This is a genomic window from Sphingobacterium sp. R2 (assembly GCF_040760075.1).
Classification (GTDB): Bacteria; Bacteroidota; Bacteroidia; order Sphingobacteriales; family Sphingobacteriaceae; genus Sphingobacterium.
In genome coordinates this window covers 2437849-2462032 of sequence record NZ_CP142884.1, presented here as the reverse complement: position 1 = coordinate 2462032, position 24184 = coordinate 2437849, and the positions used below count along the sequence as shown (strand labels likewise).

The 24184-nt window shown below is 39.0% G+C and carries 19 protein-coding genes; 9 read left to right on the top strand and 10 right to left on the bottom strand.

Going from position 1 to position 24184, the window contains the following annotated elements:
- Positions 1-11 precede the first annotated feature (11 nt).
- The 3 genes from VXM68_RS10285 to VXM68_RS10275 form a co-directional block, all read right to left on the bottom strand.
- Positions 12-3245: a SusC/RagA family TonB-linked outer membrane protein gene (locus VXM68_RS10285; protein WP_294347565.1), complete on the bottom strand. Its 3234-nt coding sequence runs from the start codon at positions 3243-3245 to the stop codon at positions 12-14.
- A gap of 723 nt (positions 3246-3968) precedes the next feature.
- Entirely contained in the window at positions 3969-5240 is a 1272-nt protein-coding gene (serS, locus tag VXM68_RS10280) for a serine--tRNA ligase (RefSeq protein ID WP_293955741.1), read from the bottom strand.
- A gap of 119 nt (positions 5241-5359) precedes the next feature.
- Positions 5360-6433, bottom strand: a complete 1074-nt coding sequence (locus VXM68_RS10275; protein WP_293955742.1) for a class I fructose-bisphosphate aldolase — start codon at positions 6431-6433, stop codon at positions 5360-5362.
- A 111-nt stretch (positions 6434-6544) separates the two neighbouring features.
- Here VXM68_RS10275 and rsmI point away from each other — a divergent pair, with 111 nt between their 5' ends.
- The 4 genes from rsmI to VXM68_RS10255 all read left to right on the top strand — a co-directional run bounded on the left by rsmI (position 6545) and on the right by VXM68_RS10255 (position 11003).
- On the top strand, positions 6545-7210 hold the full coding sequence (rsmI, locus tag VXM68_RS10270) for a 16S rRNA (cytidine(1402)-2'-O)-methyltransferase (RefSeq protein WP_307187404.1): 666 nt from the start codon (positions 6545-6547) through the stop codon (positions 7208-7210).
- Between the two features lie 36 nt (positions 7211-7246).
- Positions 7247-8005 (top strand): PH domain-containing protein, encoded by a 759-nt coding sequence (locus VXM68_RS10265; RefSeq protein WP_293955744.1) that lies wholly within the window; start codon positions 7247-7249, stop codon positions 8003-8005.
- Between the two features lie 23 nt (positions 8006-8028).
- Complete coding sequence (gene lnt, locus VXM68_RS10260; protein WP_367211186.1) at positions 8029-9651, top strand: apolipoprotein N-acyltransferase; 1623 nt, start codon at positions 8029-8031, stop codon at positions 9649-9651.
- A gap of 215 nt (positions 9652-9866) precedes the next feature.
- On the top strand, positions 9867-11003 hold the full coding sequence (locus VXM68_RS10255; protein WP_293955746.1) for a cysteine desulfurase family protein: 1137 nt from the start codon (positions 9867-9869) through the stop codon (positions 11001-11003).
- A 155-nt stretch (positions 11004-11158) separates the two neighbouring features.
- Here the strand turns inward: VXM68_RS10255 and VXM68_RS10250 are convergent, their stop codons facing one another.
- Both VXM68_RS10250 and VXM68_RS10245 read right to left on the bottom strand, forming a co-directional pair.
- Complete coding sequence (locus tag VXM68_RS10250) at positions 11159-11578, bottom strand: copper resistance protein NlpE (RefSeq protein ID WP_293955747.1); 420 nt, start codon at positions 11576-11578, stop codon at positions 11159-11161.
- A gap of 84 nt (positions 11579-11662) precedes the next feature.
- Positions 11663-11995, bottom strand: a complete 333-nt coding sequence (locus VXM68_RS10245; RefSeq protein WP_367211185.1) for a tetratricopeptide repeat protein — start codon at positions 11993-11995, stop codon at positions 11663-11665.
- A gap of 400 nt (positions 11996-12395) precedes the next feature.
- On the opposite strand from VXM68_RS10245, the gene VXM68_RS10240 reads away from it, so the two are divergent.
- The 4 genes from VXM68_RS10240 (at position 12396) to VXM68_RS10225 (ending at position 16266) form a co-directional block, all read left to right on the top strand.
- Complete coding sequence (locus VXM68_RS10240) at positions 12396-13133, top strand: electron transfer flavoprotein subunit beta/FixA family protein (protein ID WP_293955749.1); 738 nt, start codon at positions 12396-12398, stop codon at positions 13131-13133.
- A gap of 20 nt (positions 13134-13153) precedes the next feature.
- A complete protein-coding gene (locus tag VXM68_RS10235; protein WP_367211184.1) occupies positions 13154-14128 on the top strand; it encodes an electron transfer flavoprotein subunit alpha/FixB family protein in 975 nt (324 codons plus the stop codon).
- A 115-nt stretch (positions 14129-14243) separates the two neighbouring features.
- On the top strand, positions 14244-14870 hold the full coding sequence (locus VXM68_RS10230) for a bifunctional nuclease family protein (RefSeq protein WP_293955751.1): 627 nt from the start codon (positions 14244-14246) through the stop codon (positions 14868-14870).
- Positions 14871-14913: 43 nt separating this feature from the next.
- The gene (locus tag VXM68_RS10225; protein WP_293955752.1) at positions 14914-16266 is read left to right on the top strand and encodes a nucleoside permease; all 1353 of its coding nucleotides are present in this window, start codon (positions 14914-14916) and stop codon (positions 16264-16266) included.
- Positions 16267-16620: 354 nt separating this feature from the next.
- On the opposite strand, the gene VXM68_RS10220 is transcribed toward VXM68_RS10225, so the two are convergent.
- The 3 genes from VXM68_RS10220 to VXM68_RS10210 all read right to left on the bottom strand — a co-directional run bounded on the left by VXM68_RS10220 (position 16621) and on the right by VXM68_RS10210 (position 19695).
- Positions 16621-18180: a calcineurin-like phosphoesterase family protein gene (locus VXM68_RS10220; RefSeq protein ID WP_293955753.1), complete on the bottom strand. Its 1560-nt coding sequence runs from the start codon at positions 18178-18180 to the stop codon at positions 16621-16623.
- A gap of 348 nt (positions 18181-18528) precedes the next feature.
- On the bottom strand, positions 18529-18948 hold the full coding sequence (locus VXM68_RS10215; RefSeq protein WP_209576593.1) for a hypothetical protein: 420 nt from the start codon (positions 18946-18948) through the stop codon (positions 18529-18531).
- Positions 18949-19122: 174 nt separating this feature from the next.
- Entirely contained in the window at positions 19123-19695 is a 573-nt protein-coding gene (locus VXM68_RS10210) for an NlpC/P60 family protein (protein ID WP_293955755.1), read from the bottom strand.
- Between the two features lie 277 nt (positions 19696-19972).
- On the opposite strand from VXM68_RS10210, the gene VXM68_RS10205 reads away from it, so the two are divergent.
- Complete coding sequence (locus tag VXM68_RS10205) at positions 19973-20869, top strand: EamA family transporter (protein ID WP_293955756.1); 897 nt, start codon at positions 19973-19975, stop codon at positions 20867-20869.
- A gap of 287 nt (positions 20870-21156) precedes the next feature.
- Here VXM68_RS10205 and VXM68_RS10200 read toward each other — a convergent pair whose 3' ends face one another.
- Together VXM68_RS10200 and mtaB are read right to left on the bottom strand one after the other, a co-directional pair.
- On the bottom strand, positions 21157-22692 hold the full coding sequence (locus tag VXM68_RS10200; RefSeq protein ID WP_367209531.1) for an IS1182 family transposase: 1536 nt from the start codon (positions 22690-22692) through the stop codon (positions 21157-21159).
- A gap of 131 nt (positions 22693-22823) precedes the next feature.
- Positions 22824-24146, bottom strand: a complete 1323-nt coding sequence (mtaB, locus tag VXM68_RS10195; protein WP_367211183.1) for a tRNA (N(6)-L-threonylcarbamoyladenosine(37)-C(2))-methylthiotransferase MtaB — start codon at positions 24144-24146, stop codon at positions 22824-22826.
- Between the last annotated feature and the right edge of the window lie 38 nt (positions 24147-24184).

The window sequence follows — 24184 nt, the reverse complement described above, 5'->3', positions numbered from 1 at the left end:
TTCTTTATAGTTTAGAAGGATACCTTCACATTGATACCATAGTTACGCAAAGACGGCTGAGCGGTATAGTCAAAACCTTGTGCATTTCCAGCACCAGCAGAATTTACTTCTGGATCTGCATATTTATTTTCGCTTGGCGTCCAGATAAATAGGTTATTACCAAATACGCCGACAGTTACATCACCAAAAGGCGTATTTTTTAGCATATCTTTTTTGAATTTATAAGAGATAGCCAAGTTGCGCAACTTCACATAAGAAGCATCTACAACATTCATACCCGCTTCCAAATATGGATAGTAATCCACTTTGTCATAAGTTGCTGTCGTATTTACAACTGAATTACCATTTGCATCTAAGTAAACTGAGTTAGGGAAAATTTGACCAAAACGCTCACCTCCTGTTTCTGCAGATGTACCTGTAAATGCCATGATATCTTTAGTACGTGAATAGAATACACCTCCATGTTTCATATCAAACAATGCAGTTAATGACCAGCCTTTGTAATTGACAGTCGTTCCTAATGAGGCTTGAAATTTAGGATTATAACTTCCTAAATACTTTGCTTCCGAAGTAGGTACTGGTAAGCCTGTTTCTTGGTCAACGATAGTTCTACCTTGTGCATCAGTGGCATTGGTTACAGCATAAAATTCACCGTAAGGGCGTCCTTTAGCGGCAACGATAGACATACCTGAGAAACCACCTAAAGAAACTTGATCAATACCATCCATCAATTCAACAACTTTATTGTTGTTTTTAGTAAAAGTACCCATCAATTCCCAGCTAAAGTTTTCTGTTTTCACTGGTGTCCCACGCAACGCAAGTTCAACACCCGAGTTTTTAATCTTTCCGGCATTAACAACATTGAATCCGTAACCTGTCGAATTTGCAATAGGAATTGCTAAGATTTGATTTTTCGAGTTGTTATTGTAGTAACTAAAATCAACAGTTAAACGATTTCTAAAGAAACCCAATTCTGCACCAACTTCAGCTGATGTAGTGATTTCTGGTTTCAACTCTGCATTTCCTAGAGTCGATCCAGACATGAATGCAGACACATTACCAAATGGGAAAGTTGTCGTTCCAAATCCACCATTGATCTCGCCTCTAGAAAATGTTGTCAACAATTGGTATGGATCTGTATCCGACCCAACTTTAGCATAGTTAGCACGCAATTTACCGTAAGAAAGGATTCTCTTCGCATCTTGGCTTAACAACTCAGAGAATACAAATGAACCACTCACACTTGGGTAAAAGAATGAATTGTTTTTCTTAGGTAATGTAGAAGACCAGTCGTTACGTGCTGTCGCTTGTAAGTATAGGAAGTTTTTATACGACAAATTCAAATCTGCATAAAGTCCGACCAAACGACGTTTTGACCATGAGTCTTGGATTAAGTTCAATGGTCCATTGGAGTTCGCTAAATTATAAAAACCGGGCTGTACCAAACCTCCACTTTCGTTAGTTGCTGTACTTAGATTAGAAACATTACGTTGACGAATGTTGTTACCCAACATTAATGATCCTTTAAAATCTTGATTAAAGTCATGGGTAGCAGTAACCATGAAATCATGAATGATCTCTGTTACATTGTATTGATCGATACGATACTCACCATTGTCAATTAGATCGTTACCTGTCGAATAATTACCTGAAGTTTTATCAATTGGTGTAAAATTATATTTTGGAGATTCAGAGCGTCTGCGGTCAGTATAATGATCTACCCCTACACGCTCTTTGAAATCCAGCCATTCAAATGGCTTATAACCGACGTTAAAATTACCCAGAATGCGATTTACATTATTATAATTGTTGTAATTTGCCAATGTCCAATAGGGGTTCATAGAATAAGCTCCATAATAGCCATACTCATTACTATGGTTTAGACCATTTGCATCGACATAACCATATCCATTATATGGATTGCTTAAATCTTTCATGTCAGCAACAGGAATATCACGAGGAGTTTGTAACAAGTTATTGTATACAGACGAATTTCCCTGTCCTCCACCTACGTTGTTCGAGTTAATCTGACTATAGTTAGCTGAAATTCCTGCATAAAATTTATTAGAGAATTCAGTTTGACCATTGAATCGAACACCATATTTGTTGTAGTTATCTTTGCTCCCAGGGTAAACTCCGTTTGAGTTCAGGGAATTCAGACCTAAATAGAAGGAAGACTTTTCACTACCACCAGAGAAACCTAAATTATTATCTGTTGCAAATCCAGTATTAAAAAAATCCCTGACGTTATCTTTAACAGCAGAATATGGCTTTGTTTGTCTTATCCCATTTACAGCTTGTCCCCATTCCTGTGTTTTCCCAGTAAAAGGAGCTCCCCAAGACCAGTTTTCCTTTGGATCATTGACAAAAACCAGGTCTCCATTTTTAGTATAACCAGAGTAACCTTGACCATATTCGTTTTGAAACTCAGGTAATTTTAAAATAGAAGAAAAGGTGTTTGTTGTATTGAAAGTAATATCTGTTTTACCGCCGCCTCTTTTACCTGTTTTAGTCGTAATGATCAATGCTCCGTTGGATGCACGCGATCCATATAACGCTGCTGCAGCCGGACCTTTCAATATGGTCATTGATGCAATATCATCAGGGTTGATATCATTACCACGGTTACCAAAATCTACACTTGATAATGATGAACCACCACCAATTACGCTGGAGTTGTCAATAGGAACACCGTCAACAACGATTAAGGCTTGGTTATTCCCTGAAATTGAAGAACCACCACGTAATACTACACGAGATGAACTACCTGGAGAATTTGAGGTCGATGTAATATTCACACCGGCAACTTTACCAGCCAATGCATTGATAGCACTTGAATTTTGACCTGACCGCAATTCCTCGTTGTTCAAGGTCGGTGCTGAATAACCTAATGTTCTCTTTTCTCTTTTGATAGCATTAGCAGTTACGACAACCTCTTCAAGCGCATTGTCATGATTATCTAAAGAAACATTGAACACCGTGTTGTTGTTATTCACAATAATGGTTTTATCGTCAAAACCAACGGAACGGAATACAACAACTTTGCCTGCAGGTACATTCAATGAATAATTACCATTAGTATCGGTCTGTGTAGCCTGATTAGTACCTTGTACAACTACTGTTACCCCTGGTATAGCTTTACCGTCAGCAGATGTAACACGACCACTAATCTTTTTTTCCTGAGCGAATGCGACCGAAGTCAGAATCATTCCGCCAACAAGAAAACTTAGTAATGTTTGTTTCATGTTTTAGTTAGTTAATTTTATTATTTTTTCTAATCCTATATATTGATATAAATTATACCCGTTCATATAACTGTCCAAACATAAATTGTGTAGACAATAAAACCGCAACCTATCAAATAGACTATTGCAGTTCATTTTTTAACAGTTGAAAATATTATTGAAAAAGCAGCCCTAGGTAGATGCAGGGCAATTCTTAGATAAATATCCAGCTGTAAATTTGCTCTTTTCAGCATTTACAGTAAATAATAGTTAGTGCGATTTTTATTAGCGGTGTCAAATATAGAAACCCCAAGTTGTTTTTACAAGTTTTTTAACATAATCCCTCAAAATCAGTAAATACCGCAATAATTAGAAGTCAAATTTGCAAATTGTTACTAAAGAATCATTTTAGAATAAAAACTAATCAAAGTAATCTCAAACAGAATTTTATACGGAATCCGACATATTTAACAAAACATTAACAATGCTATGAGAAATCTTTGAGGCATCATTCTTTAAATTATGAAATAAAAAGGAAAATTAATTTATAATGATTCTAAATACATGAGAGCAGAATGATAATGAACTTAAATTACATCATATCTATCCGCAACAATGAAAAGCAAAAAAAATTGCTTCTGATCAATAACAACTGAAAATTAAAAGAAAAGACGCTCTACCCTGTCAGGCTGAGCGTCTTTCACTTGGTATGAAATAAGTCCAAATACGACTTATTTATTGCTATTAATCAATATACTCAAATTTAGTGTAAGGCACCAAAACTGCTGGAATCTTAATTCCTTTTTCAGTTTGATTATTTTCTAATATCGCAGCTACAATACGTGGCAAAGCTAATGCTGAACCATTTAAGGTATGCGCCAATTGCATCTTGCCATCGGCATTTTTAAAACGTACTTTCAAACGATTCGCTTGGTAAGTTTCAAAATTGGAGACGGATGAAACCTCCAACCAACGCTTCTGCGCAGAACTATACACTTCCATATCGTAAGTCAATGCAGAAGTAAAACTCATATCCCCACCACATAAACGTAAGACACGGTAAGGCAACTCTAATTTCTGCAACAGTCTCTGCACATATAAGCTCATCTCTTCCAGCACTTCATACGACCTTTCGGGATGTACGATCTGCACCGTCTCTACTTTGTCAAATTGATGCAAACGGTTCAATCCACGTACATGTGCTCCGTAAGAACCTGCTTCCCGACGGAAACATGGGGTATAAGCGCAATGTTTGATTGGAAACTGCGCCTCTTTTACAATTTCGTCTCTATAAATGTTAGTGACTGGAACCTCAGCTGTAGGAATAAGATAGAGATTGTCATTACCAACATAGTACATTTGCCCTTCTTTATCCGGTAATTGCCCCGTAGCAAATGCAGAATCTTCGTTGACCAAAATGGGCACCTGTACTTCTTCGTATCCTTCTTCAGCTGCCTGATCCAAAAAGAAATTGATCAATGCACGTTGCAATTTTGCTCCTTTACCTTTATAGATAGGAAAACCCGCACCGGCAACTTTTACGCCAAGCTCTAAATCGACAATATCATATTTGTTCAACAATTCCCAATGCGGCAATGCGTCCTCCGACAACGCAGGGATTTCGCCATGGGTCAAAACAACTTCGTTATCGTCTGCACTTACACCTGCCGGAACGGATTGATGTGGTAAATTGGGTAATTGCACGATCTTCTCATTCAATTCTGCCTCAATTGTTCCTAATTGATCTAAAAGTTGCTTCACTTGCTCTTTATATCCAGAGGATTTGGATTTAACGGTTTCAGCTTCTTCTTTTTTACCTTGACGCATCAGATCCCCAATCTGTTTTGCTGCCGCATTAGCCTCTGCCGAAAGTGCATCAGATTCCGATTGGATCTTACGGCGCTCTTCATCTAAACTAATGATTTCGTCGATCAATCCAATTTCCGTGAAATGCTTGACAGCCAATCTTTCGATTACCGTATCCCTGTTCTCACGGATATAATTTAATTGCAACATAATATAAATGTGTTATTTAAAATAGTGAACAAACTTAGATAAATTTGCCTTTATTTACAAGCTATTTTATTCCCATAACACCTTTAGAAAGGCTTTTTGAACCTATTTTATGCGCTTTACTAAACAATACTCACCTCATCACACAAATATACATCTTGAATAGCGTGAAGCAGCGCTACACCCTCTTGCATCGGTTTTTGAAAGGCTTTACGACCGGATATCAAACCAGTTCCTCCAGCGCGCTTGTTGATAACCGCTGTTTTTACGGCTTCTTGGATGTCATTCTGTCCCGAAGCCCCGCCAGAATTGATCAAGCCTGCCCTACCAGCAAAGCAATTAAGAACCTGGTAGCGGCACAGATCAATTGGATGGTCGGAAGAAAGCTGTGTATACATTCGTTCATCTAGCTTCCCATAACTGCTTTTACCCATATTCAACGCTTTGAATCCCCCATTTAATTCGGGTAATTTTTGCTTAATAATATCGGCTTTGATTGTTACCCCTAAATGATTGGCTTGTCCGGTCAAATCCGCAGCTAAGTGGTAATCTTTATCACCGACTTTAAAAGCCGAATTACGCAAGTAGCACCATAGTACCGTCGCCATTCCCAAGGAATGAGCTTCCTCAAATGCTTTTGCTACTTCAATAATCTGCCGATCTGATTCTTCAGATCCAAAATATATGGTTGCCCCTACCGCAACAGCACCCATATTCCAGGCTTCGCGAATCGTTCCGTACAAGATTTGGTCGGCTCGATTGGGATAGGTCAGCAATTCATTATGATTGATTTTAACCAAAAACGGAATCTTATGGGCATACTTTCGTGCAACGGATCCTAAAACGCCAAAGGTAGAAGCCACAGCATTGCAATTGCCTTCCAAAGCCAGCTTAACGATATTCTCTGGATCAAAATACTGTGGATTTGGAGCAAAAGACGCTCCGGCACTGTGTTCAATACCTTGGTCCACAGGCAATATCGAAAGATACCCGGTATTAGCCAATCGACCCGTTCCAAAAAGTTGTCCCAAACTGCGCAAAACCTGCGGGCTACGATCACTTAAACTGTATACTTGGTCAATAAATTCTGCTTGTGGGAGATGTAGCATTGTTTTGGAAACTGCAGGTTGATCAAATTCTAACAAATAACTCGCTTCTGCACCTAGATGTGCCTGTATTTTTTCGATGTATTGCATAATATATTTATTTTAACGTGATGGAGTTTACCATTATCTTTAAAATAAAACTCTAAAAACCACAGAATGTTTTAGCGCATATTATGTAGTAAAAAAAACTTAACTTTGACCATGTTATATTTAGTTCCAACACCTATTGGCAATCTGGAGGACATGACGTTCCGTGCGGTCAATGTCCTAAAAGAAGTGGACCTCATCTTAGCAGAGGATACAAGGACTAGTGCTCCGCTTTTAAAACATTTTGGAATCGACAAAAAAGTATTTGCGCATCATCAGCACAATGAACATAAAGCGGTCTCGGAAATCATTAAATTTTTAAAAGAGGGACAAAACATTGCTTTGATTTCAGACGCTGGAACACCAGCAATCTCGGATCCGGGATTTTTACTGGTACGTGAGGCCATCAAAGAAGGACTGGAGGTACAGTGCTTACCCGGAGCAACTGCATTCGTGCCGGCGCTTGTCAATTCGGGGCTTCCCAACGACCGTTTTTGCTTTGAGGGTTTTCTACCCGTAAAAAAAGGAAGACAAACACGCTTAAAAGCTTTAGCAGAAGAAAAAAGAACAATGATCTTCTACGAATCACCACATCGTATTCTCAAAACAATTGAAGAATTTATCACCGTTTTTGGACCAGAAAGACAAGGGTCGATATCTCGTGAGTTGAGCAAACTCTATGAGGAAAATGTGCGCGGAACATTAACTGATTTAAAATTACACTTTGAAAACAATCCGATTAAAGGAGAATTTGTATTTTGTGTAGCAGGATTGGAATAAATTTTAACAATCTTTATGTATTAAAAAGTATTTGACATGAACATGGAACAATTTGCACAGGATGGGCAGGACATAAAAATCATTGAAAAATTGGTTTCTAAAGTCCAGGATATGCTTACTCCAGGAGAAAAAATAGATTATATTGCCGTTCAAAAGAAGCCTGCTGTGACTATTTTACCGGATAGTATTACCATCAGTAATAAGCGCATATTTATGTGCGAGTTTACTAAATTGGGCTTAGCTACGGATTTCGAAATTTTCGGCTGGCAAGATATCAAAGATATTGCGTTTAAAGAGGAAATCTTCGGTTCGAAAGTGACTGTTATTCCTTTTACTGGGGAGAATTTGAGCATCGATTATATCCCTAAGGTTCAGGCCAGAAAATTGTATCAGTATATTAAAGCGGCGCTTGAAAATTATAAAAAAGCGGAATTGGCCGCCGAAAAAGAGAAAATAGTGATTGCTCCAACTGTGGCAAAAGAAGGGATTATCGAAAGACCGGAAAGTAATGCCGCAGGGCAGCCAGCAGCTGCAGCACCTGCTCAATCAGCACCGCAATATTATGGGGCTGGTCAGCCAACTCCGCAGGCGCAGGTTCAGGCACAGCAACCGATCGCATCCACTCCAACTATTCCATCAGTTTCGGCAGCTCCTATCTCACCTGCTGCGGCAAAGGAAGAGGAAGAGGATGAAATTACCTTAAAGCTCAAAAAATTAAAAACGCTCTTCGATAAACAATTGATTACCCAAGAAGAATACGAGAGTAAAAAGCGAGAAGTATTATCCAGTTTATAATTATAAATGGGAGAAAATATATAGTGAAAAACAACTATTTACTGGCACTTTTAAGTGCCTTTTTATTGTGGCTGGGCTGGCCTCCAATCCCCTATTCCAGTCCATTGTTATTTATTGGATTTGTACCGCTGCTGATTGCTGTTGAAAACATTATCCGAAGTGAAACATGCAAAAGAAAAGGCCGTAAAGTATTTCTTACTGCAGGACTCACCGCAGTTGTGTGGAACACCGCCTCGATTTATTGGGTATATAACTCCATTTCGGCAGTTATGCCGGCATTTGCAGCCGTTGTGATCAGCCTGATCCCTTTTTGCCTTGGAGCGGCTTTAATGGCGCTGGCGTTCAGACTGTATGCACAACTACGACGCAAAACGAACATCCTATTATCCCTTTTCGGATTAATGGGATTCTGGATAAGCTACGAATTTTTACATGAATCCTGGGATTTAGCGTTCCCGTGGATGACATTAGGAAATGGTTTCGCCAGTTTCCACCAATTGGTGCAATGGTATGAAATCACGGGAGTCTACGGTGGAACCATATGGATCTGGCTGGTCAACATCTTGGTGTTTACACTTTACCTGAATCGGAAGGGACTTTATCCGATCAAACGTAAGATTGTCCCGATTGCTTCTTTAGCCGCAGTATTGTTACTTCCCACCGCTTACTCGCTGATACGGTACTTTAACTACGAAGAACATCAGAATCCGGCACAAATAGTCGTTGTTCAGCCCAATATTGACCCTTATATTAAATTTAATATAAGTCCTGAGGAACAATTAAACACCTTATTCGCTTTATCAAATTCAGTCGGGAAACCCAATACGGAGTTTTTCATCTGGCCTGAAACGGCGCTTTCACAGAATGGCGATTTCGATGAGGAAAACTTTAGGGAAACCTACTCTTACCAGCGCATCTTAAAATTTTTAGATCAATATAAAAATGGCAATGTACTTTCAGGTATTGAAAGCTATCAGCTGTACAACGATGCCAAAACACCAACTGCGCGCGAAATAGCTCCTCATGTTTATCAAGATAATTTCAATGCCGCGACATTGATCGATTATTCTTCCAAACTACAATTTTATCATAAGTCCAAGCTCGTTCCGGGCGTTGAACAAATGCCTTTTGGTGCAGCCATGAACTTCTTAAAACCTTTATTTAAAGCATTCGGCGGCACTACGGGAGGCTATGGAAAACAGGCCGAACCATCGGTATTTTATGCGCAAAGTGGCATTGGTGCAGCACCGGTCATCTGTTACGAATCCATTTGGGGCAATTATGTTGCTAAGTATGTCAAAAAAGGAGCACAGTTTATTGCGATCATCACCAACGATGGCTGGTGGGGAAATACATCGGGCAAAGACCAACATTTACAGTATGCTAAACTACGTGCGATTGAGAACAGACGATGGGTGGCTCGCTCTGCCAACACAGGGATATCTGGCTTTATTAATCAACGGGGAGATATTGTGCAACAGACGAAATGGTGGCAGCCTGCGGCCCTCAATCAGGAAATTAATTTAAATGAAGAAATTACGTTCTATACGCAAGCAGGTGATATCGCCGCTTATTTGGGTTTGACGCTCGCATTAGGAGGATTTTTGATCCTGATTGTGATCAGACGAAAAAAGGAACTCATATAAATTGAAAAATAGCGCCAATATGAACCAACATATTAGCGCTATTTTTCTTTATCAGAACAGAAAAACTTCCATCCCATACTATCCAGGGCAAAAAGAACCTCATTCTTAGAAACCGCAGTACTCAGACATCGACCTGCCATAATTAGGAAATTAAAATGATAAAAATTAGTGATTTGATAGCGTTAATTTACTTGAGAGATTTGTAATTTTGCGGCATGCAAGTATATTTTGATAATGCAGCGACTACAGCCTTAGATCCTGAAGTAATAAAAGTAATGATCGATGTGATGGACAATAACTTTGGTAATCCATCTTCAATCCATAGTCACGGACGACAAGTAAAGACAATTGTAGAAAAAGCACGAAAAACGATTGCCAATTTGCTTCATGTGTCTCCTGCAGAGATATTTTTTACATCAGGTGGAACGGAAGCAGACAATATGGCTATCGTGAGGTCAATAACCGACTTTGGGATAACCCATGCCATTACCTCCCCCATTGAACATCATGCCGTATTACACACCTTAGAGGAACTGCAAAAAGCAGGTAAAGTGCACCTTGACCTGTTGGAGGTTGATGAAAAAGGCAATTTAAATATCAACCAGCTGGAAGAGCTTTTAATGCGTAACCCCCGCACTTTTGTCTCTATTATGCATGCCAATAATGAAATTGGGAATCTCAACGATATTCACCATATCGCCGAGTTATGCCAAAAGCACAATGCTGTATTTCATTCCGATACTGTGCAGACGATGGGGCATTACCCACATGATCTTACTCAACTTAAAATAGACTTCGTCACAGGAGCTGCTCATAAATTCCATGGCCCGAAAGGGGTCGGCTTTCTTTATATCAACGCCAATAACAAGATCAAACCTTTAATCTATGGCGGAGCACAAGAACGCAATATGCGTGGCGGGACAGAAAATGTATATGGCATAGCAGGACTTGCCAAAGCGCTGGAACTTGCCTATGAAAACATGGAAGAACATCATACTTATATACAGGGGCTCAAATCTTATATGATTGATGAGTTATTGAAAGCAATACCCGACATTGGCTTTAATGGCGTCATCGAACCAGACAAATCATTGTACACCGTATTGAATGTTTCTTTCCCTTGCAGTAACCTCGCTGATATGCTGCTATTCAATTTGGATATTGCAGGCATATCATGCTCTGGCGGAAGCGCCTGCAGCTCAGGGACCGACATAGGCTCTCATGTATTGAATGCGATCAAATCGAGCGCTGAACGCCCCTCGGTGCGTTTTTCTTTTTGTAAAAACAATACCAGGGAGGAAATCGACTTTGTTGTAAATACGTTAAAAGAACTTTGTACAAAAAACCAATAGCATTTTCAGATAAATGTTGAAAAGTTTATCCCAAATGAAATTAAAGCATCAATCATATGTGCGAATGTTTTAAAGATAAAATAAGCTCAAAAACAAGAAAGCCGGAAGTTGTACCTCCGGCTTTCTTGTTATTAAATCATTTATAAAAAGTTAACTCAATTTTTCGTCAACACATAGTATTTGGATATATCTCCGGTAATGTCATTTCCTGAGAGATCCAGCTGACTGAGCATTCCATTTCCAAGTTTGAATTTATAATCTACACCATCTAAGGTAATAATATTACCATCCAACTTCCATTTTCCTTCCCGAACAAACACATCCTCACTTTTATTTAGATATTTAGATGAATATTGATATGTATTGTCAGCATGTAATGAAATTAGTGTTTCAATTCCGTCGCAATCCGCACAAGGCAGCACGCCCTTATATTCACCAATCACTACTTCCGCCTTATCTCTTCCTTTAAGATCCTGTAAATTATCTTTATAGACGGCTACACTTTGCTTGGGATTATCACACCCCACCATTCCAATGATCACCCACAAACCCACAATCCAAATATACCTTTTCATCACATTCTAAATTCAAAAAAATCAGCATCTAACAGTTACACCAATAAATTCATAACAAATTAAATACCAAAAATTTAGAAAAGATTAAAAATCAGCATCGTCATCGTCTGCCAAAACTGCCAATGCGCCCTGCAACTCGCCCAGAGCATGGAAATTACGACTTTTGCGGGCGATCTCGATTCCAGATCGGTATGTAGCAATCGCCGACTCTTCTCGACTTAATTTTTCGTACAATTTACCCAGATGATAGTAGGTTCCTACATATTCTGGATTAGACTGTACTAAATCCTCGAATCTCGACATAGCCTCCTGCTCATTCCCCTGCTTGAGATATTCAGCTGCAATCGCATATTTCAGAAAAGGATCCTCCGGGCTCTCTTTCAGAAATTCAATCAGTTGGTCCAATCGTGTTGACATATTTTTTTATTTCAAACTTAGACAAATTGAACTTTATATCCAATATAATACGTATACCTAGTGATAACAATCCACATCCCTGTATGATAGAAAAAAAACATTACTCTTCTAAACCCTTGAGAAATCTATACTTATCCAAAAATTACTATGCTAGCATACAAAATGACAATTTGCTGACGAAACAAATCTGTTGTCAGAAATCACTTGTTCAAAAAGAAAAATTACAAAAACAGCAACAAAAGCATTAAATATCTTGTTACATCAAAAAAAATAATCGAAAAATGCTTGAAAATTTTAAAAATATTCAATATCTATCAATTGCCATCTCAAGGGATTTTGGTTGATCTGAAACTTTTTAATTAAATGAAAATATGGTAAGTTTGGGTAAAACCAATCGTATATGAAAATATTAGTTTGTATAAGTAATGTCCCTGACACTACATCCAAAATCACTTTTACAAATGACAACACTGCATTTAATACAGCTGGTGTACAATTCATTATAAACCCTTATGATGAAATTGCTTTATCTAAAGCAGTGGAATTGGCCGAAGGTGGAAAAGGAACCGTAACTGTCATCAATGTGGGGGATGCATCGACAGATGCAACCATTCGAAAAGCATTGGCAATTGGCGCAGATAACGCTGTACGGATAGATGCCGCTCCCCGCGATGCTTGGTTTGTTGCGAATCAAATAGCAGCGTATGCCAAAGACAATGCATTTGACTTAATTTTAACTGGTCGTGAATCTATCGATTATAATGGTGCTCAGGTGGCGGCAATTATAGGAGAATTGCTACAGATCCCATCTGTTTCCATAGCCAAAAAAGTCGAGGTTGCAAGTGATATGGTGACCGTGGAACGTGAAATTGAGGGTGGTAAAGAAGTGTTAACGGCCAAGTTACCACTCGTCATCGGTACAGCCGAAGGTGTTGCTGAGCCTAAAATACCCAATATGCGTGGTATTATGAGTGCACGAAGCAAACCGCTGGACGTGGTGGAACCGTTCTCCGTAGAACTTCTTGCTCACATTGTCAACTATGAGACACCAGCTCCACGAGGTACGGTCAAACTTGTTGACGCTACTGAGGTAGAAAAATTAGTTTCTCTTCTTCATGATGAAGCTAAAGTTATTTAATCTTTAAACGCTAAAACACTATGTCGATACTTGTATATGTAGAAAATACCGATGGAAAATTCAAAAAATCTGCTTTTGAAGTTGTTTCGTATGCCAAATCCATCGCTGATAACATACAGACTGATGTTGTTGCAATTTCAATCGGGAATGTTGCCGAAGACGAACTTGCTGCTTTGGGCAAATACGGTGCTTCGAAAGTATTAAATGTCAATCAGGAACAACTTGCTTCTTTTGTAAACCAAGCTTATGCTAGTATCATCGCAGAAGCTTTAAAAAGTACGGGTTCGAAATTGCTTGTCCTGTCCAATTCATTTTCCGGAAAAGGACTTGCTCCTCGCATTGCAGCCAAGTTGGAAGCTGGTCTGGCCGATGGCGCGCTCGAATTACCGCACATTACGGATGACAAACTGACGGTCAAAAAAACGGCGTTCTCCAATAAAGCGTTCGCTACGCTCGAACTAACCTCGGATATAAAGGTCATCGCACTAAGTCCAAATGCATATGAAATAAAAGAGACTGGTGGTAATGCCACTGTCGAAACCTTTACGCCCAATATTGACCAACTTGATTTTTCAACCGTGGTTAAGGAGATTGTGCGCGCGACAGACAAAGTTTCTTTACCCGAAGCTGACATTGTGGTCTCTGCGGGCCGCGGTCTCAAAGGCCCCGAAAACTGGGGGATGATTGAAGAACTTGCGGATGTGCTAGGTGCAGCTACCGCATGTTCGAAACCTGTGTCCGACGCCGGCTGGCGCCCCCATTCGGAACACGTAGGACAAACAGGTATTGTAGTGAGCCCTAATCTCTATATTGCAATTGGTATCTCTGGTGCAATTCAACATTTGGCGGGGGTGAGCTCCTCAAAAACCATTGTTGTCATCAATAAAGATCCCGAAGCTCCATTTTTCAAAGTTGCCGATTATGGAATTGTAGGGGATGTATTTGACATCGTTCCAAAATTGACGCAAGCACTGAAGGCTTATAGAGGTATATAAACATTTAATCCATATATTCTCCCCATTTATTGAAACTGAATGGGGAGTTTTTTATTGGTTATAATTGCATATAAAAGCAAATTTATCTAAGTTTGTAAACCGGTTTGAAATTAAAATGAAGAAAATCAGATTAGATATCGTTGGTTTATCCTATAGTCAAACCCAATCAGGGGCTTATGCCCTGGTATTAGGTGAAGTGGAAGGCAACAGAAGATTACCCATCATCATCGGCAGTCACGAGGCTCAAGCTATTGCTATTCGGATAGAAAAAATGATTCCTAGTCGCCCGCTGACACACGACCTATTTCAATCCTTTGGAGAATCATTTGGAATTCGGCTTATTGAAGTTATTATCTACAATCTAATTGAAGGGATATTTTATGCTAAAATGATCTGTTCCGACGGCAACAAGATTGTAGAGATTGACGCACGCACTTCTGATGCTGTTGCCCTTGCAATACGCTTTGAAGCGCCCTTGTATGCCTACGAATTTATTATGTCCTCTGCAGGAATTATTATTGAAGGACATGATTTCGCATTTTTGGAAAATATGGACAAATCCAACAAAGTCCAGGATCCAAGTGTTGTTGAGGTCGAAGAAAAAACACCTTCAAAATCCCCACACAATCCTTTCTCCTCATTGACAAATGAGCAATTGGAACAAGCACTTAATCAGGCATTAACCGAAGAAAACTACGAACGGGCGGCGTTGATTAGGGATGAGATTTCCAAAAGGAAATAGTGCCTTTCATTAGAGCAAAACAAAATTTTAAATAACATCATTTATGTCTATTAAATTAAGATTGACCATCATGAGCTTCTTTCAGTTCTTCGTCTGGGGAGCATGGTTGATTACAATAGCGAACTATTGGTTTGGCACAAAGCAATGGGATGGTACGCAATTTGGAGCCATTTTTGCAACAATGGGAATCGCATCTCTATTTATGCCTACACTAATGGGAATCATTGCCGATCGGTGGATAAATGCAGAAAGATTATATTTTATTCTTCACTTATGTTATGCTGGTGTTTTATTCTATTTACCTCAGGTAAATGATCCAAACACCTTTTTTTATGCGATGCTTGCGGCGATGTGTTTTTATATGCCGACTTTGGCGCTATCGAATTCCATCGCTTATACTGCACTAAATGAAAACAACTATGATCTGGTCAAAGCATTTCCCCCTATCCGAGTGTTTGGCACAATCGGTTTCATCGTCGCGATGTGGATCACCAATTTAACGGGTAGCAAAGCAACGGCCTTTCAATTTTATATCGCCGGAACTGCAGCCTTAGCTTTAAGTCTCTACGCGTTTACGTTACCAAAATGTCCTCCGAAAAAATTACAACAGGAAAATGCTTCTTGGACACAGCTATTGGGCTTAGAAGCGTTTAAACTTTTTGGAAATTATAAAATGGCTTTATTTTTTATTTTTTCCATGTTCTTAGGCGCAGCACTCCAGTTGACCAACGCCTACGGCGACGTATTTTTGGATGAATTTAAATTCTACCCCAAATTTGCAGAATCTTTCGTCGTGAAATATTCGACGATCATTATGTCAATTTCACAGATATCCGAAACGCTCTTTATTCTTGCTATTCCATTCTTCCTGAAAAGATTTGGTATAAAAAAGGTGATGCTGATTTCGATGTTAGCTTGGGTTTTACGTTTTGGATTGTTCTCCTTTGGTGACCCTGCTGGCGGGCTTTGGATGATTGTATTATCCTGCATCGTATATGGCATGGCCTTTGATTTTTTTAATATTTCAGGCTCACTGTTTGTCGAAACCTCCACAACCTCCAGTATACGCAGTTCTGCCCAAGGTTTGTTTATGATGATGACAAATGGCTTTGGCGCCGTGGTAGGCAGTTTTGCTTCTGGGTGGATCATTGATCAATACTTTACCAAAAGTTTTCAGCATAGCAAAGATTTAGCCCAATACCTGGACACAACAGTGGATAACACTCACTTTCTGCACTTCTTAAAGGAAAGAAATATTTCGATCTTACCTGACGGTGTTTTAAGCGGAAATCTTATGCTAAAAGACTGGCATGATATCTGGCTTGCATTTGCGCTCTACACCTTTGTTATCGCAATTCTTTTTGCTTTATTCTTTAGACATAAACACGAGCGTTAACCGCTAAGCTTAAAATAATAAAAGCCGCAATTAGCGGCTATTTTTTTATTTTAAAAAGACAAATCGTATGATTGGATCTTACTTTATTGCTATAGCTGTTTTTTAACAAGATCAGCAGTCAGTTATAACACAATGTAAGCGAATGTTACGATGAAGGGGTTAAAAATAGCGAAAGGTAATCTGGGGAGATTACCTTCACTTTAAAAACAAACTAAATTTTCAGACGTGTTTCACAACAGATCTACACATTAACCCTAACTCTTTATGAATCAAAAATTACTCTATACAAATATAGGAGACATATGTTAAGTGTATCTTAAGCTATCTTTAAACTTAAAACAACGCTAAAATGTTTTATCTTACCTCTATAGTTTTCGTTGCAACATGCGTTCTATTGAAAAGATCGATCGCCTCAACCTCAATATGATATTTGCCTGCTTTAAGTTTTGGCAGATTAGCGACCCACAAATGACTGGATTTTTCAGGATTAGAAGGTCTACGAGTGTTCTTCAATTCAGTTGCTGTATCATATTTAGCCAACGAATTTAGAAATGCTGGATCGTTTTCATTTACAAAGTCCATTTCTTTCCATTCCCCCTGATTGATTCTATACCTGACCTTGTCGCCCTCCTTTCCTATAAAGAAATTAGCGTATATCGGATATCTTTTGCTGTACTTTTCCGGAATAACCGAAGCACCATATAAGTCAATCTGATACGTTGCCGGCTTATCGACAACCTTGTAATCGAAACTGTATTGATTATCTTGAATTTTCAAAATAGCATATCCTTTTGGTGTACCATCCCGCATTGTAGAAACAGGAATTCCTTTTTCATTCAACTCGCCAGAGTACCAATCACCCGATGTCGTGCCTACGTTATACTCGTGATGCGGCTTCTCTTGTTTCCATCCGTCTTTTTGCCCATAGAAATACTGCCGCTGAAAGTGTGTATGTGCCGATAAAGACAATGTATGCTTAAATGGAGCGAGCATATCAAAAAGACGTTGTCTATCTTCGTTACGAAAAACATCTGAGTTTTGATGGTATAAAGGAATATGGAACGCCAGCACAATTAATTTATCTTTAGCAACGTTTTTTAAGTCATTTTCCACAAACTCTAGCTGATCTTTACGAAATCCACCTAAATAACCTTTTCCTGTGCGTGGATTCGGATAAATAATATTGTCTAGGATAATAAAATGCGCATTCCCATAGTTGAATGCATAATTGTTGGGACCAAACGTTTTCTCGAATGATTCATCGGAAAGGCTATCTACTTTGGCATCATAGTTCATATCATGGTTTCCCATAACATTATACCAAGGCAATCCCATGGTAGAAATCACCGATTTATATTTTGGCTGTAGGGAAAGATCGTCGCCCACTAAATCGCCTAAGCTGATGCCAAATTTTGCAATTGTCTTATCCGAAATTCCGTTGATCACCCCGTTTTTGAAATAGGACAGTTCTTCCTCCGTGTAAGCCTGTGGATCACCGAAAACAAAAGCTGAAAAGTTTGGATCCTCTTCTTGCTGATACAAAGCAAAATTTACCGCAGCAGGGATTTTCCCTGTGGCAGCTACGGCAGGGTATTTTGAAGCTGGACTGCCGTTCAATTTATGGATATAATAGAATTTTGGATGATTATTTTCATCTAAAGGTACGGCATAACCTGCTGGTTTGACGACGAAAATGATATTGTCATTCCCAATGGGCAATTGATAATTACCATCTTTATCTGTGGTAGTTACCTCACGTCCGTTACTAACAGAAACAGACGCAATACCTTTCTCATTTTTATCTAATTTTCCGTTTTTGTTTACGTCCAAATAAACCTTTCCTTTTGCAAAATCTTGTGCGTGCGTAGCATGTACGAATGCCCAGGAAATTGCTAATGCCAAAAATGTTTTCATATGTTATTTTGTTTTGGCGCTAAAGTATTCCATTCAGGTTAAAGGAGTATAAAGAGAATATAAAGAATTCATCAAGAATCGAAGGGTATATCATGCAATCAACGTACTAATTAACACATATTTAATACTAAAGTAATAGGGATATCATTCGTACTTTATACGTTTTCATACGAATGCCCCCCCTATTAGCTCCCTATAAAGTACCTGTTATATTAGGCTGTATTAGTAGATTGACCTTTGTTCTTGCTTTGCAGTCTTTCATAAATGTTCCTAGAAAAAAGGAGTAGATACAAAAAAAGAGAAACCAATTGCTTAATTTCTCCTTTTACCCTTAGGTCTATTTCTTAATTACCTTGCCTGCGCGGTCGCCAACATGCGGTTGACTTCATCAATCATAGACTTTGCCGCGTCATGCATGCGCGGATTGCCTGCGAAATCGGCATCTAAAGTTACATGTTTGGATTTATCTTTGTAGTTGAACTCCAGATAAAAACGTGGAACCTTAGAATTTGTCGAATCCTGCTGCCATTCGGGACCTGTCATATCGGTATCCAAATTCCAAAAACCCAGCTCCATCGCTTTGCGATGTAAATATAATAAATCGTCTTTTGTAAATTTTACAGTATCGGTAATTAAAGAATCTTTTTTGTCTAAATATTTATAGATACGGGTTTTAGAATTGTACTCGTTGACCATGTGGTTTGGCTCGCCGTATTTGAATTCTATGGATTCAAAATCAGCAAAACGAAAAGGGGCATTTTTGATCATATTACTATAGTAATAAACACAATACATCAAAAACGGCACAATAATACAAAGGCCCAAAAAAATCTTCTTACTCTTTATTGTCATTGCTATAAATTTTGACAAAAATAAGGATTTATATAGGGTATAAAAGTTTATATCAAGATATGACATAAAACCTACATGAGCTACTGCGATCTAAATATTAGGAGAGCCTGCGTCAACAAAGGTCTTGGCATACCAGCTATCAGAAAGATCAGATATAATAACACCCTTGCGCGTTGATACATGTACAAACTTATTATTATGAAGGTATACACCAACATGATCTATCCCGCTACGCCCGAATGAAAAAAATACAAGATCCCCTTCTTGAAGTTTATCGACCTTTTTTCGCTTTACTACTCCTTCCATGTCACGAGAAGTGCGCGGTAAATTTCCTTTATAAACTTCCATGTAGAGCAGATTTACAAAGCCTGAACAATCCACACCGGATTTGCTCTGTCCGCCCATACGATGCGGTATGCCCATCCAGTCATCGATAAAAGAGTAAAGGTTTGGATTTAGCCTTTGAGGACTCACGTTAAGCAAATTGGCATAACTGTCAAGCCGCGATCCCGAAAAGGACCTTCCTCGCGCTGAACTAGCATCTGTCAAAACACCACCCTTAGCAGGATAAGAATTAGCGATAAGTACCTTTTTCTTTGTTGAACAACTGCTCAAAAATAGAACTACACCCAAAAAGAAAACAAAATAAAATCTGACAATCATGCTGTTCAATCTACGTTGTTGCCTAACAAACTTAAGTAAATTGCTATTTATATGCAACACATTTACCGTGTTGCTAAAACATTTTACGGTAAGAACCCCTTTTATCCATCCATCGAAAACCATTCATTATTGGTGACATAATTTTCACCAATTAGGTCTGAGCTACAGCTATTCCAATGCGATATCCCAGTCGAAAGATTCCTTTTCTCGATAAGGATGTCAGAGCAGGAAAAGAATTGTTCAGAAATCGTAACTTTGACGCCTAATTTATTTGACAATGGAAAAATTAAAAGGTGCATTGGCTGTCTTTTTAGGTGCAAGTAGTTTCGGAATACTATCAACATTTGTAAAAAAAGCTTACGGTAAAGGACTGACTTTAGGCGAAGTAACGGGAATCCAGGTATTGTTTGGCATGCTTATACTGTGGCTTATCTATATTGTCATCAAACTCTTTTCGGCAAAGTCATTTCACGCTTCAAGCAAAAAATCTTCCTGGGTTAAGATATTGATCAGCGGTACATCTACCGGTTTGGTGAGTGTTCTCTATTATAAATGTGTTCAGCTCGTTCCCGCTTCATTAGCCATAGTCTTGCTAATGCAGTATATCTGGATCGGCGTGCTCATTGAGTTTATCTTTTTTAAGACAAAACCTTCAAAAAACAATTTGATCGGTATTGGAATTGTACTTGTTGCAACCTTATTAGCAACGGGGCTCATTGAAAAAGGATTACAACAACTCAATTTAACGGGTGTGTTATTCGGTCTTTTGGCGGCGACTGCCTATTCGGTGTTCATGATTGTAAATGGGCGTGTAGGCAATGACTACCACCCCATTCAAAAAAGTGCTATTATGGTAACAGGTTCTTGTATCCTGATTTTCACTTTATTTCCACCGTCTTATTTATTTAATGGTCAATTTGATGATAATTTTTTCTATTTTGGATTGATACTTTCTTTATTTGGCACGGTCATTCCGCCTTTATTGTTTGCCTATGGTTTGCCCAAAACTGGATTCTCCTTAGGAGGAATATTGAGTTCGGCCGAACTGCCTGTAGCCACCTGTATGTCATTTTTCATCCTTCATGAAAGTGTATCGACTGTTCAATGGATTGGTGTGCTTTTGATCTTGGGTACCGTCATTTGGTTAAATGCAGCAAAGAGCAGTACACATTAGGGGTACCAATCACCTTTCGATCAGATAGCTGCACTCAATTTGAGGATATCTATCCGAATACAGCAATCAAAACTTCGTGATGTCGTACACGCCAACAGCGACAAAAGCGAATAAAAGTCCTTTCTGGGCAATAAAAGCAGACAACTTTCATACAAAAAAGAGGCTGTCTCAAATTTATTTGGGACAGTTTTTTTGTTTAAAAAGTCTATGAGATAGATTTGTGTGTTGTTTGTTGGTTATTTGAAAAAGACTCATATGGAGGGGAGAAATGAACAAAAAGTAGCTTTTTAGGCCGCTTTTTTTCTTAGATTTTGTGCTATTGCCAATAATCCCCATTCTATGGACACTTTTTCTTTACCCCGGAGCATAAATCTTCGGAACCCATGGTTCTGTTTAATGTTTGCAAAGACAGGTTCGACGTCACAACACCTCTGTTTTCGTTTAGCTACACCTACATCGCTGTTGAGCAATTGGTATGCCCTGTTCCTGTAAATCTCAAGTTGCTTATTCACCCCGATGATCCTATTTCCCTGTGATTTGTGACAGGCGCCATTCAACGGGCAGTTTGTGCAGTTTTTTGCCTGATACTTTTTGATTTCCTGCCGGAAGCCTGCGGAGGTCTTTTGGCTAAATGTACCTATACAATGCATTTCCTGTCCCATTGGACAGATATAGCAATCTTGTGAAGGATTATAATGTAATTTATCTACAGAAAATGGTTTCTTATCCCCACAGCTCTTTTTCTGTCCTTTGTCAAACATACCATATTTCACATAGCTCTCAATATTTTTTGCTGCCAGTAATGCATAGTTTTCTTCACTGCCATAACCGGCATCCGCGGTAAGGGTTCCCGGTGTTTTTCCAAAGCTGTCCTCATGTTGTTGCAAATGACCGGATAATGTTCTGGTATCTGTGGGATTGGAATGTATGGTGTAATTGACGATGTATTGATTGGACGTGGATATCTGGATATTATATCCTGGTCTGAGCTGGCCATTTTTCATATGATCCTCTTTCATCCGCATAAAGGTGGCATCGGGATCTGTTTTGCTATAACTGTTTCTGTCTCCCAGAGTAGCTTCCTGCTCTTCATATTGTACGATCTTCTCTGGATAGTTTTTGGTTACATAACGCAACTTTGCCTTCATCTTTTTATTTACCGAAGGTTTGTCGGATAAGACTCTGTTCAGCTTATCGACCGTAGCCCGGACTTTTTCGCTGTCAATTGTCGTCAGATCGGGAGGATCCGGGAGGTTGTCCTCCGACTTGGCAATACTTTGGGCGTAGTCCCATATATCTTTTAAGGCAGCTTTCATCTTTTCCTTATTGGTATGGATAGCTTTCTTCCAAACGAAAGTGTATCTGTTTGCATTAGCCTCTATCTTGGTGCCATCGGTGTAGACATCTTCTATGCTTAACAACCCTTCTTCGGCCAGGAGCTTAACAACTTCTTCAAATACACTGCGAAGTGCTTCTTTTAAGCGGACACCACGAAATCTGTTGATGGTATTGTGATCGGGATAGCTCATGCCGCTCAGCCACATGAAGTTGATATTCTCCCGGCAGGCTGTTTCCAGTTTCCGACTGCTGTAGACATTGCTTACATAGCCAAACACCAGAACCTTCAACAGCATTTGCGGATGATAACTGGAACAGCCTTTTATCTTGTAGGCATCCAAAAGACCCTGTATGTTGATACGGTTGATCACATCGTTAACAATACGTACCGGATGTCCTTTGGAGACCAATTCGTCCAAAGTTGGGGGAATTGCCATAATCTGATCCTGATAGTAAGGCTTAAAAGTAGGTCTTTGAGATGACATATATCTTTTTTTGAAATATAAATATATGAAAATCAATTAATTAAATCAAATTAAATATCATGAAATAACATAAAAAAGAGGCTGTCTTTTTGAGACAGCCTCTTTTTTGTATGTTATAAATCTTTATTGAACTAATGTGCCAATGTCTCTGGAATTTCTTCCACCTCGACTTCACAGGAGTCCGTTACTTCCATAAATTTAACCGGCACAACCTCATTTACCAATAAGGGATCGTATAAAGTCCGCACTTTAACATAATTTTTAGAGAAACCATGCATGTAACCGTCTTTCTCATCAGCCTCAAACAATACGTCTCCGATTTCTCCTAATTGCGATTCATAGAAAGCACGACGTTTCTTCTCAGAAAGGATATGCAGCATTTTGCTGCGATCGCTACGTTGCATTCCCGGTACTGCTCCATCCATTTGCGCGGCAATCGTATTTTCTCTTTCTGAATAGGTAAAGACATGCAGATAAGAGATGTCCATATCATTCAGGAAATTGTAGGTATAGATAAAATCTTCACGTGTTTCTCCTGGAAATCCAACAATGACGTCAACACCGATGCAACAATTAGGCATCAAAGACTTGATATATGCCACACGCTCTGTGTAAAGCTCTCTTTTGTACCTTCTGCGCATTAAACTTAGAATTTTATTGCTTCCAGACTGTAAAGGCATATGGAAATGTGGAACAAAACGTTTTGATTTTGCCACAAACTCAATAATATCATTGGAAAGCAGATTGGGTTCTATCGAAGAAATCCGAATCCTGTCGATACCTTCGACTTCATCCAAAGCCTTTACCAAATCCAAGAATCGGTCTTCACGTTTACCATCACGAATACCAAAATCACCAATATTAACTCCTGTTAACACGATTTCCTTTACACCTGAAGCTGCAATTTCTTCCGCTTGGCGCACAATATCCTCGATCTTCCCGGAGCGGCTTCCGCCGCGCGCTAGAGGGATCGTACAAAACGTGCACGAGTAATCACATCCATCCTGTACTTTAAGGAAAGTACGCGTACGATCACCAATTGAATAAGCAGATACAAATTGATTGGTCTCATCAATCGGACCATTATAAACGATTGTCTTTTCCTGTTTAGTCAAATCATTGATATGCTCAATAATATTAAACTTTTCTGCAGCACCCAAAACCATATCTACACCAGGAATCTCGGCGATTTCTTTTGGTTTTAGCTGCGCATAACAACCAACAATCGTAATATAAGCATTGGGAGAGTGCTTTAAAGCTTCCTTAACCACTTTTCTACACTTCTTGTCAGCATTATCCGTTACCGAACATGTATTGATTACATAAACGTCTGCACGGCTATTGAACGCTGTGGTATCATAGCCCGCTTCTTTAAATAAACGACCAATGGACGATGTCTCCGAATAATTCAGTTTACATCCAAGTGTATAAAAAGCTACTTTTTTATTCTCCATAATATTTTGCAAAATTACATTTTTTTTCAGTAACCACT

Excerpts from the sequence above, each read along its gene's own strand:
- VXM68_RS10220 (WP_293955753.1), bottom strand. The coding sequence starts at position 18,180 with ATGAAAACATTTTTGGCATTAGCAATTTCCTGGGCATTCGTACATGCT.
- VXM68_RS10285 (WP_294347565.1), bottom strand. The coding sequence starts at position 3,245 with ATGAAACAAACATTACTAAGTTTTCTTGTTGGCGGAATGATTCTGACT.
- VXM68_RS10240 (WP_293955749.1), top strand. The coding sequence starts at position 12,396 with ATGAAAATATTAGTTTGTATAAGTAATGTCCCTGACACTACATCCAAA.
- VXM68_RS10200 (WP_367209531.1), bottom strand. The coding sequence starts at position 22,692 with ATGTCATCTCAAAGACCTACTTTTAAGCCTTACTATCAGGATCAGATT.
- VXM68_RS10215 (WP_209576593.1), bottom strand. The coding sequence starts at position 18,948 with ATGATCAAAAATGCCCCTTTTCGTTTTGCTGATTTTGAATCCATAGAA.
- VXM68_RS10230 (WP_293955751.1), top strand. The coding sequence starts at position 14,244 with ATGAAGAAAATCAGATTAGATATCGTTGGTTTATCCTATAGTCAAACC.
- VXM68_RS10255 (WP_293955746.1), top strand. The coding sequence starts at position 9,867 with ATGCAAGTATATTTTGATAATGCAGCGACTACAGCCTTAGATCCTGAA.
- serS (WP_293955741.1), bottom strand. The coding sequence starts at position 5,240 with ATGTTGCAATTAAATTATATCCGTGAGAACAGGGATACGGTAATCGAA.
- rsmI (WP_307187404.1), top strand. The coding sequence starts at position 6,545 with ATGTTATATTTAGTTCCAACACCTATTGGCAATCTGGAGGACATGACG.
- VXM68_RS10250 (WP_293955747.1), bottom strand. The coding sequence starts at position 11,578 with ATGAAAAGGTATATTTGGATTGTGGGTTTGTGGGTGATCATTGGAATG.
- VXM68_RS10275 (WP_293955742.1), bottom strand. The coding sequence starts at position 6,433 with ATGCAATACATCGAAAAAATACAGGCACATCTAGGTGCAGAAGCGAGT.
- VXM68_RS10205 (WP_293955756.1), top strand. The coding sequence starts at position 19,973 with ATGGAAAAATTAAAAGGTGCATTGGCTGTCTTTTTAGGTGCAAGTAGT.
- VXM68_RS10245 (WP_367211185.1), bottom strand. The coding sequence starts at position 11,995 with ATGTCAACACGATTGGACCAACTGATTGAATTTCTGAAAGAGAGCCCG.
- VXM68_RS10265 (WP_293955744.1), top strand. The coding sequence starts at position 7,247 with ATGAACATGGAACAATTTGCACAGGATGGGCAGGACATAAAAATCATT.
- VXM68_RS10225 (WP_293955752.1), top strand. The coding sequence starts at position 14,914 with ATGTCTATTAAATTAAGATTGACCATCATGAGCTTCTTTCAGTTCTTC.
- VXM68_RS10235 (WP_367211184.1), top strand. The coding sequence starts at position 13,154 with ATGTCGATACTTGTATATGTAGAAAATACCGATGGAAAATTCAAAAAA.
- mtaB (WP_367211183.1), bottom strand. The coding sequence starts at position 24,146 with ATGGAGAATAAAAAAGTAGCTTTTTATACACTTGGATGTAAACTGAAT.
- VXM68_RS10210 (WP_293955755.1), bottom strand. The coding sequence starts at position 19,695 with ATGATTGTCAGATTTTATTTTGTTTTCTTTTTGGGTGTAGTTCTATTT.